The organism is Trueperaceae bacterium (assembly GCA_019454765.1).
Taxonomy (GTDB): Bacteria; Deinococcota; Deinococci; order Deinococcales; family Trueperaceae; genus JAAYYF01.
On the sequence record JACFNR010000021.1, the window covers coordinates 25,947 to 34,254 of the forward strand.

An 8,308-nucleotide genomic window follows, 5' to 3' on the forward strand; every position below is an offset into this window, starting at 1 on the left:
CGGGCCGAGCGGGGCCGCCCGTGCGCGGCGCGCAGAGAGGGGCGTGAGCACCTTGACTCCTCAACCAGCGGCACCGGGCGGCGCGCCGGGGCCCGAGCTAGAGGCGCTGCGGCTGCGCCTGGAGGAGTCGGGCTACTTCCGCGTGCTCCGCCGGCTCCTCCGGCGGGATGCGTACGTCGACCCTCGCTCGGCGCCGGTGGGCGCCAGGCTCTTCACGGCCCTGTACGTGGACACGGAGACGACGGGCCTCGAACCCGGCGCGGACAAGGTGATCGAGCTCGGCATGCTCGCCTTCGACTACGACCTCGCCGGTAACGTCTACGGCGTGCGGGACGCTTTCGAGGGGCTCGAGGACCCCGGCCGCCCCCTGCCGCAGGAGGTTGTCGACATCACCGGGATCACCGACGCGGACGTGCGTGGGCGGCGGTTCGACGACGCCGCCGTCGCGGGCGCGTTGGCGGCCGCCGACCTCGTGATCGCGCACAACGCCGCGTTCGACCGGCCGTTCCTGGAACGGCGCTTCCCGGCCTTCGCCGCCAAGCCGTGGGCGTGTTCGCAGCGCGACGTGCCGTGGCGCGACCTCGGCTACCCGTCGAGCAGCCTCGAGTACCTGGCGTTCAGGCGCGGCTTCTTCTTCGACGGCCACCGCGCCATCGTCGATTGCCGGGCAGGCTTGGAGCTGCTGGCCGTGCCCCTTCCCGACGGCGGTCCCCCGCCCCTGCTCGAGTTGCGGCGCTCCGCCCTCAAGCGAACAGTGCGGCTGTGGGCCGAGGGCGCGCCGATAGCGAAGAAGGATCTACTCAAGGCCCGCGGCTACCGCTTCAACGGCGCGAGCAGGGTCTGGTGGCGAGAGCTACCAGTCGAGGATCACGACGCCGAACTGGCGTGGCTCGCGGCGGAGGTCTACGGCCGGGCCACGACCCTGCCCTACCGCGAGCTCGGAGCGGCGGAGCGCTACTCCGCCCGCGTCCCGGAGTCGTTGCCGGCCGACGCCGCGCGCCGCTGAGGGCGCGCGTCGGGCCGTCCGGGCGTCGAGGCGGGGCAGGCGGCGGCGCCCCGACCCGCGCCCCCGGGCAACGAGAGAGGGTGCGTGCGCAATAACGGAATTGCGCACGCACCCTGAACCAAGCGAGGTCGCCCGGCGGCGGCCGGGCACGGCATCACTCCAGGCCGAGGGCCTGACGCTTGGCGTAGACGCCGGCGGCGTCGAGCGGCGTGGCGCGCTGGGCGGCAACCTCGTCGGCGGTGAAGGCCGCGAAGCCCTCCGGCAGCGCCGCGCCGTTGTCCCACGCCACGGCGGCGTAGTTGAGCACGTCGGCGACCTGTTGGTCGTCGAACATCGCGCCCCAGGGCGTCATCACGCTGTTGTAGGCCATGCCGTTGATGTTGACGGCACCCTGCAGGCCGTAGAGCACGACGTCGATGACGTACTCCCTGGAGCCGTCGAGCGCCAGGACGTCGGGCAGGTGACCGGCGAGGGGCGGGAACGCCCCGGGTATCCCCTGGCCGTTCGTCTGGTGGCAGGCCATGCAGTTGGAGTTGAAGATGGTCTCGCCCGCGCTCGTGTCGACCTCGGCGATGGGCGTCCCCTGGGCGATCACGACGGGCACGAGGACGAGGACCGCCAACAGGACGGGAGCTAGGAGCTTGACTAGTCGCTTCATCATTACCTCCAGGTAGTGCCGACGCGGCGGCGGGGCGTGGCGCGCGGCGAGGCGGCGGGCGTGGCGACCGCACCCGGCCCATCCCGACGGGCACCGGCCGAGGATACCGCCCGAACACCCGCGTGACCAGGACGGCGGTAGCATCTTAGGGGATGGATGAAGGCTCGCACGGGCGTTCTCATTCGTTCGGGCCGGACGGGTGGCCGGTCGACGGTCTCGGGCCGGGCGCCTGCACCCTCGACATGCGACGCCGGGTCCTGGGCTCCGTCCCGTACTTCACCTCGCTCGACGAGGATGACCTCGCCGTCGTGCACGCGTCGTTCCACGCCGTGCCCATGGCGGCCGGCAGCGCGTTGGTGGTCGAGGGCGAGGGTGCCGACCGCTTCTTCGTGATCGCGAGCGGGCGGGTGAAGCTGCAGGAGACGACGGCGACGGGTGGCGTGCACCTCCTCGACGTGCTGGGCCCGGGCGGGTCGTTCGGTGCGCTGCCACTACTGGGCCAGGCCCGCAACGAGGTGGGGGCGGAGGCGCTCACGGGCGGCTGCCTGCTGGTCGCGTCGGCGCAGGAGTTCGGCGGCATCGTGCGCGCCTTCCCGGCGGTGGCGCTCGCCGTTCTAGAGGCGGTCGCCTCGCGGTTGCGCGACGCGCAGGTGCGGCTGCGCGACGCGGGGACGTCATCGGTGGAGGCGCGGTTGGCACGCTCGCTTCTGACCCTGAGCGAGCGGCTCGGGCGGCCGGAGCAGGCGGGCGCGGGGCGGACGCTCGGGGCGCCGCTTAGCCAGGAGGACCTGGCCGCGCTGACGGGGTCGACGCTCGAGACCGTCAACCGGGTGTTGGCGCAGTGGCGGGCGCGCGGCATGGTGACCACCGGCCGGCGGCGCCTGACGCTCGTCGACCTGCCGGCGCTCCGCGAGGTGGCCGAGGGCTGACGCGCGGCCGGCGCCGCCCTCAGGCCGTCTTCGCCAGGAAGCGCCTCAGCTCCGCCAGGGGCCTGGCGTTGAGCACGGCGCCGGGCGTGACCCAGGCGCGCCGCAGCTGATCCACCCCGTACCTCATCCCGGCGAGCTGCGCGACGCTGTGCGCGTCCGAGCCCAGGCTGATGGTCAGGCCGCGGGAGCGGGCCGCGATCAGGTCGACGTCCGAGAGGTCGAGGCGCTCGGAGGCGTTGTGCTCGACGGCCACGCCGTTGGCGAGGCAGGCGTCGAAGACGGCACTCAGGTCGAGCGCGTAAGGGTCGCGCTGACCCAGCACCCTGCCCGTGGGGTGAGCGAGGACGTTCACCTGCGGGTGGCTGACGGCCTTCACGACCCGGGCCGTCTGCTCCGCCTCGCTCAGCTCGAAGTGCGAGTGCACGCTGACGAGGACGATGTCGAGTCGCTCGAGCCACTCGTCCGACAGGTCGAGCGTGCCGTCCTTGAGGATGTCGACCTCCATGCCCCGCAGGAGTGTGATGTCGTCCCTGCCGGCCATGAGCTCGTCGAGCTCCGCCCACTGCCTCGCCAGCTTCGCCTCGTCGAGCCCCCCGGTCATGGCGAGGGCCTTGCTGTGGTCGGTGAGCGCCAGGTACTCGTAGCCGCGCTCGACGCAGGCGTCGACCATCTCGCGCACGGTCGCCTTGCCGTCCGACCAGGTGCTGTGCACGTGCAGGTCGCCCCTCACGTCGGCCATGGTCACGAGGCGCGGCAGCTCATGGCGGGCGGCGGCGGCGATCTCGCCGCGATCCTCGCGCAGCTCGGGCGGGATCCACTCCAGGCCGAGCCGCTCGTAGATCTCCTCCTCCGTGCGCCCCGCGACGCGCTCGCCGGCCGCGCCGGGGGTGGCCGGCGCGGCGTCCGAGCCGCCCTCGGCGAACAGGCCGTACTCGCTGAGGTGGAGTCCCTTGTCGAGCGCCAGCTGCCTCAGCGCGACGTTGTGCGCCTTGGAGCCCGTGAAGTAGAGGAGCGCGGCGCCGAGCGCCTCGGCCTCGATGACGCGCAGGTCGACCTGCACGCCGTTGGCCAGGCGGGCGCTGGAGCGCGTCTCGCCGCTGCCGAGCACCTCGGCGATCTCCGGGTAGGTCGTGAACTCGCGCGTCACGGCGCGGGCGGCGGCCTCCGTCTTCGCCACGACGAGAAGGTCGATGTCGCCGATGGTGTCCTTGCGGCGCCGGTACGAGCCGGCGATCTCGACGCGCTCCACCCCGTCGACGGCGCGGAGCCTCGCCACGAACGGCTCGGCGATGGCCCCGATCTCGGCCAGCGGGGTGCGACCGACGTGGCGGTGGTACGCCTCGAGCGCCCGCTCGATGGCCTCGAGCTTCTTCGCGCCGACGCCCGCGAGACCGGCAAGCCGGCCGGTAGCCAGGGCCTCCTCCAGCTCCGCGACGCTGGTGACGCCGCGCTCCCGCCATAGCGCCTGGACCAGCTTCGGCCCGACGCCCTTCACGCGCCTCAGCTCGAGGAGGCCGAGCGGCACGATCTCCGCCAGCTCGTCGAGTTGGCGGAGTCGGCCGGTGGTGGCCATGTCGACGAGCTTGAGGGCGATCTCCTTGCCCACGCCCTTGATGTCGGTGAGGGGCGCGCCCGACCTGACCATCTCCTCTACGCTGGTCGGCAACTCGCGCAGGGTGGCGGCCACGTTGCGGTACGCCCTCACCTTGAAGGGGTTGTCGCCGTTCACCTCGCTCAGGTCGCCGAACTCCTCCAACAGGCGTGCCATCTCTGCGTTGCTCACCCGGCACCGCCTCCCAGCGTGGCGCCGTGCTCGCCGACGAGGTCGAGGAACTCCCGCTCGTCGAGCACGGTCACCCCCAGCTCTCGCGCCCGCGCCAGCTTGCTGCCGGCGCTCTCCCCCGCCACCAGGTAGGTCGTCTTCTTGCTCACCGAGCCGGCCGCCTTGGCGCCGAGGCGCTGAACCAGCTCCTCGGCGTCGTCGCGGGTGAACGCCGTCATGGCGCCGGTGAACACGAAGGTCGCCCCGGCCAACGGTTGCGGCGTCTCGCTCGGGGCCGCCGCGGCCTGGGGCGTCACGCGCCCCGCGAGCAGGTCGTCGAGCACCTGCTCGGTGTGCGGCTCGTGGAGGAAGCCGTGGATGTGCCGCGCCATGACCTCGCCGATGCCGTCTACGCTCTGCAGCTCGTCGGGGCTCGCCGCTCGCAGCGCCTGGAACGTGCCGAAGCGCCTGGCGAGGCTGCGCGCGACGGCGCCGCCGACCTCGGGGATGCCGAGGGCGACCAGGAAGCGCGTCAGCTCCGGCGTGCGCGAGGCCGCGATCGCGCCGGCGAGCTTGTGGGCGGAGCGCTCGGCGAAGCCGTCGAGCGTTGCCAGCTGGTCGGCCGTCAGGTCGTAGAGGTCCGGGAAGCGCTTCACCAGTCCCCGCTCGACCAGCTGGGTGACGGTCCGTTCGCCGAGGCCCTCGATGTCGAGGCCGCCGCGGCTGCCGTACTGCACGAGCCGGCCGATCCGCTGGGCGGGGCAGTCGAAGGAGTTTGGGCAGACGGTGTACGGTCCGCGCCGGATGAGCTCGGTGCCGCAGGAGGGGCAGTGGGTTGGCATGGCGAACGGCGCGCCGCGGTCGGCGCCGGTCTCGACCACCTCGACCACCTGCGGGATGACGTCGCCCGCGCGCTCGACCCGGACCGTGTCGCCGACGCGGATGTCCTTGCGGACGATGTCGTCGATGTTGTGCAGGTTGGCGCGGCTGACCGTCACGCCGCCGATGTTGACCGGCCGCAGGAGCGCCACGGGGGTGACGATGCCGGTCCGGCCGACGCCGGCGATGATCTTGAGCACCTGGCTGACCTCCTGCCGCGGCGCGAACTTGACGGCGTAGGCCCAGCGCGGGTGGTGGGCGGTGGCTCCGAGGCGCTCGCGCTGCGCCAGGTCCTGGAGCTTCACGACGACGCCGTCCACCTCGTACGGGAGCGCGTCGCGGTCGGCCTCGATGCGCGCGAAGTAGTCGAGGACCGCCGCCACGTCGCCGCCGACGGCGTTGAGGGGGTTGACCGGGAAGCCCCAGGCGGCGAGGGCGCGCAGGAGCTCCGCCTGGTCGGTGAGCTCCGGACCGGCGGCGAGGACGTCGTAGCAGTAGATGCTCAGCGGGCGGGAGGCCGTGAGCCTCGGGTCGAGCTGCCTGACGCTGCCGGCGGCGGCGTTGCGCGGGTTCGCGAACGGCTGCTTGCCGTCGTTGATCAGCTCCTCGTTGACGTCGTCGAAGCTGGCGATGGGCAGGTAGATCTCGCCGCGGACCGCGAGGCGGGCCGGCAGCGCGCGCTCCTCGGCGCGCAGCCTGAGGGGCACGGTGCGGATGGTGCGCACGTTGGCGGTTATGACCTCCCCCACCGTGCCATCGCCGCGCGTGACGGCGCGCACGAGCACGCCGTCCTCGTAGACGAGCTCGACGCTCAGGCCGTCGATCTTGGGTTCCAGCGAGTAGCCGATCGCGGCCGGGTCGCCGCCGATGCCGGCGACGGCGCGCCGCAGGCGGGCGTCGAACGCCTCCAGGTCCTCCGGCCGCGGGCTCGAGTCGAGGCTGAGCATCGGGGCCGCGTGGCGCGCGGTCTCGAACCCCTCGAGGACGGCGCCGCCGACGCGCTGGGTGGGCGAGTCGGGCGTGACGAGTTCAGGGTGCTCGCCCTCCAGTGCCCTGAGCCGCCCCATGAGCTCGTCGTACTCGGCGTCGGAGATCTCCGGGGCGTCCAGCACCTGGTAGCGGTAGTTGTGGTGGTTTATCAGGTCGCGCAGCTCGCGCAAGCGCGCGGCGACGTCGGCGTTACTGGCCATTGCTCAATCGTAAGGTCCCGGCGCGCGGGGGCACCACCAGCAATCACCCGGTGACGCCCCGGCTCTCGCCCCCGGCCGGGCCGGGAAGGCGCGCCCGACGGGCGGCGTCGCGGCCCGCCGCGTCGAGCCAGCCCGGCCGTTCGTTGCCCTGCCCGCCCACCATGGAGGCCGGCGCACGCCACGCACGCCCGGCCGTCCCGCCGGTCTGCCGCGCCTGCACCGGCGCCCACCCGATCGTCGGCGGGGTCCCGGCCGGGGCGGGCGTCCGAGCGGCGCGCCGCCCCGCGAGGCGTTCGATGCCGTCGTGGACGGCGACAAGCGCGCCCAACGCCAGGCTCAACCCGAGGAACAGCGCCAGGATGGAGAGCGTCGCGGTCAGCATGGCGGCAGCGTACCTCATTAATTGAGGTACGGGTGTGACGTGGCGCACGCCGCGCGCAGCGCCGTCCCGCGCGGGCCGCCACCTTCCCCCGCTGCGCCCCGTGGCATAAGCTCCGCGCGTGACCCCCGCCGCTCCGGGCCTCTACACGCTGGTCGTGGCCGGCCTGACCCTCGCCGGGGTCGGCTTCGGGCGCCTGCCCGGGGTGCGGCTCGACCGCGCGGCCGTCGCGGTGGCGGGCGCGACGGCGTTGCTGGTCGGCGGGTCGATCGGCTTGGAGGAGGCGCTGGCGGCGGTGGACGGCGAGGTGCTCGCCCTCCTCTTCGCCCTCATGGTCGTCAACGCCGCCCTGTCGGGCGCCGGCGCCTTCCGCCTCCTGGCCTCGGCGGCGACGCGGCGCGTCGTGGGGCCGCGGCGGCTACTGCTGTTGCTGGTGCTGAGCGCCGGCGTGTCGTCGGCGCTGTTCCTGAACGACACCGTGGTGCTGATGCTCACGCCGCTCGTGGTGCGAGCCGCGAGGCGCCTGGGGTTGCCGCCCCTGCCCTACCTGGTCGCGCTCGCCCTCGCGGCCAACGCCGGCAGCGTGGCGACCGTCACGGGCAACCCCCAGAACGTCCTCGTGGGCGTGACGGCAGGCATCGGCTACCTGCGGTTCCTGGTCCGGCTCGGGCCGGTGGCGCTCATCGGCCTGGCCGTCAGCGCCGCCGCCGTGCTCGTCGCCTTCAGGCGCGAGCTCCGTGTCCCACCTCAAACCCCGCCTGCCGAGCCCCTCCCCGAGGTCGACCGCGTTCGGCTGGTGGCCACCGCGGGCGTCGGGCTGGCCATGCTCGGCGCCTTCGTGGCTGGAGCTCCGGTCGCGGTGGCCGCGCTGGCGGCCGCGGCCGTCCTCCTCGTCGCTCACGGCCCCGCAGCTGGCACGCTCCTGCGCCGCGTCGACTACGAGCTCCTCGTCCTGTTCGCGTGCCTCTTCGTGGTGGTCGCCGCCGTGGCCGCCGGCGGCTGGCCGGCCGCCGCGCTGGCGGCGTGGCCGCCCGCGGAGCCGGCCACCGGCGCGGCCTCCGCCGCCGGCCTGGCCGCGCTCACGGCCGTCACGGCCGGACTCTCCACCCTCGTGAGCAACGTGCCGGCCGTCCTGATGCTCCTGCCGGGACTCGACCTACCGGCGCTCGCTCCCGCCGCGCGCCAGGCGACGGCGCTCACGGTGGCCATGGCGAGCACGCTCGCCGGCAACCTCACCCTGGTCGCCTCGGTAGCCAACCTGATCGTGGCGGAGTCCGCGAGGCGGCTGGGGGTGGAGGTGGGGTTCTGGGCCTACCTGCGGGTGGGCCCGCCCGTCACGCTCGTCACCCTCGCGCTCGGCTGGCTGTGGCTGGTGGCCTGGTGATCGGCGGCGGCCGGGCAGCGCTGCTCCGGGCTTACGACGAGCACCTGCGGGGCGGGGCCGAGCTGCTCGGCGCGACGACCGTGACGCGGCTGGGGCCGCTGTGGTTGGCGGTCTTCCCCGG

General features: G+C 73.8%; 7 protein-coding genes. 3 read left to right on the forward strand and 4 right to left on the reverse strand.

Annotation, left to right across the window (positions count from 1 at the left end; genetic code table 11):
* The first annotated feature begins 52 nt into the window (after positions 1-52).
* Positions 53-1,006 (forward strand): 3'-5' exonuclease, encoded by a 954-nt coding sequence (locus H3C53_07620; protein ID MBW7916530.1) that lies wholly within the window; start codon positions 53-55, stop codon positions 1,004-1,006.
* Between the two features lie 154 nt (positions 1,007-1,160).
* On the opposite strand, the gene H3C53_07625 is transcribed toward H3C53_07620, so the two are convergent.
* Positions 1,161-1,664: a cytochrome c gene (locus H3C53_07625; GenBank protein MBW7916531.1), complete on the reverse strand. Its 504-nt coding sequence runs from the start codon at positions 1,662-1,664 to the stop codon at positions 1,161-1,163.
* A 152-nt stretch (positions 1,665-1,816) separates the two neighbouring features.
* Here H3C53_07625 and H3C53_07630 point away from each other — a divergent pair, with 152 nt between their 5' ends.
* Positions 1,817-2,593: a Crp/Fnr family transcriptional regulator gene (locus H3C53_07630; protein ID MBW7916532.1), complete on the forward strand. Its 777-nt coding sequence runs from the start codon at positions 1,817-1,819 to the stop codon at positions 2,591-2,593.
* A gap of 19 nt (positions 2,594-2,612) precedes the next feature.
* On the opposite strand, the gene polX is transcribed toward H3C53_07630, so the two are convergent.
* Genes polX through H3C53_07645 form a run of 3 tightly spaced genes read right to left on the reverse strand, consistent with a single transcriptional unit; the run spans position 2,613 to position 6,806 of the window.
* Entirely contained in the window at positions 2,613-4,376 is a 1,764-nt protein-coding gene (gene polX, locus H3C53_07635) for a DNA polymerase/3'-5' exonuclease PolX (GenBank protein MBW7916533.1), read from the reverse strand.
* Positions 4,373-6,424 carry an NAD-dependent DNA ligase LigA gene (gene ligA, locus H3C53_07640; GenBank protein ID MBW7916534.1) on the reverse strand — a complete coding sequence of 684 codons (2,052 nt, stop codon included), beginning with the start codon at positions 6,422-6,424 and terminating at the stop codon, positions 4,373-4,375. Before ligA ends, polX begins: the two co-directional genes overlap by 4 nt.
* A 43-nt stretch (positions 6,425-6,467) precedes the next feature.
* Positions 6,468-6,806, reverse strand: coding sequence for a hypothetical protein (locus H3C53_07645; GenBank protein ID MBW7916535.1), 339 nt, complete (start codon positions 6,804-6,806; stop codon positions 6,468-6,470).
* 118 nt (positions 6,807-6,924) lie between these two features.
* Between H3C53_07645 and H3C53_07650 the strand changes: the two genes are divergently transcribed.
* Positions 6,925-8,187 (forward strand): anion transporter, encoded by a 1,263-nt coding sequence (locus tag H3C53_07650; protein ID MBW7916536.1) that lies wholly within the window; start codon positions 6,925-6,927, stop codon positions 8,185-8,187.
* The last annotated feature ends 121 nt before the right edge of the window (positions 8,188-8,308 follow it).

What these genes read in the sequence shown, in the direction of transcription:
- H3C53_07625 (MBW7916531.1), bottom strand. Translation starts at nt 1,664, where the DNA reads ATGAAGCGACTAGTCAAGCTCCTAGCTCCCGTCCTGTTGGCGGTCCTC.
- H3C53_07630 (MBW7916532.1), top strand. Translation starts at nt 1,817, where the DNA reads ATGGATGAAGGCTCGCACGGGCGTTCTCATTCGTTCGGGCCGGACGGG.
- ligA (MBW7916534.1), bottom strand. Translation starts at nt 6,424, where the DNA reads ATGGCCAGTAACGCCGACGTCGCCGCGCGCTTGCGCGAGCTGCGCGAC.
- H3C53_07645 (MBW7916535.1), bottom strand. Translation starts at nt 6,806, where the DNA reads ATGCTGACCGCGACGCTCTCCATCCTGGCGCTGTTCCTCGGGTTGAGC.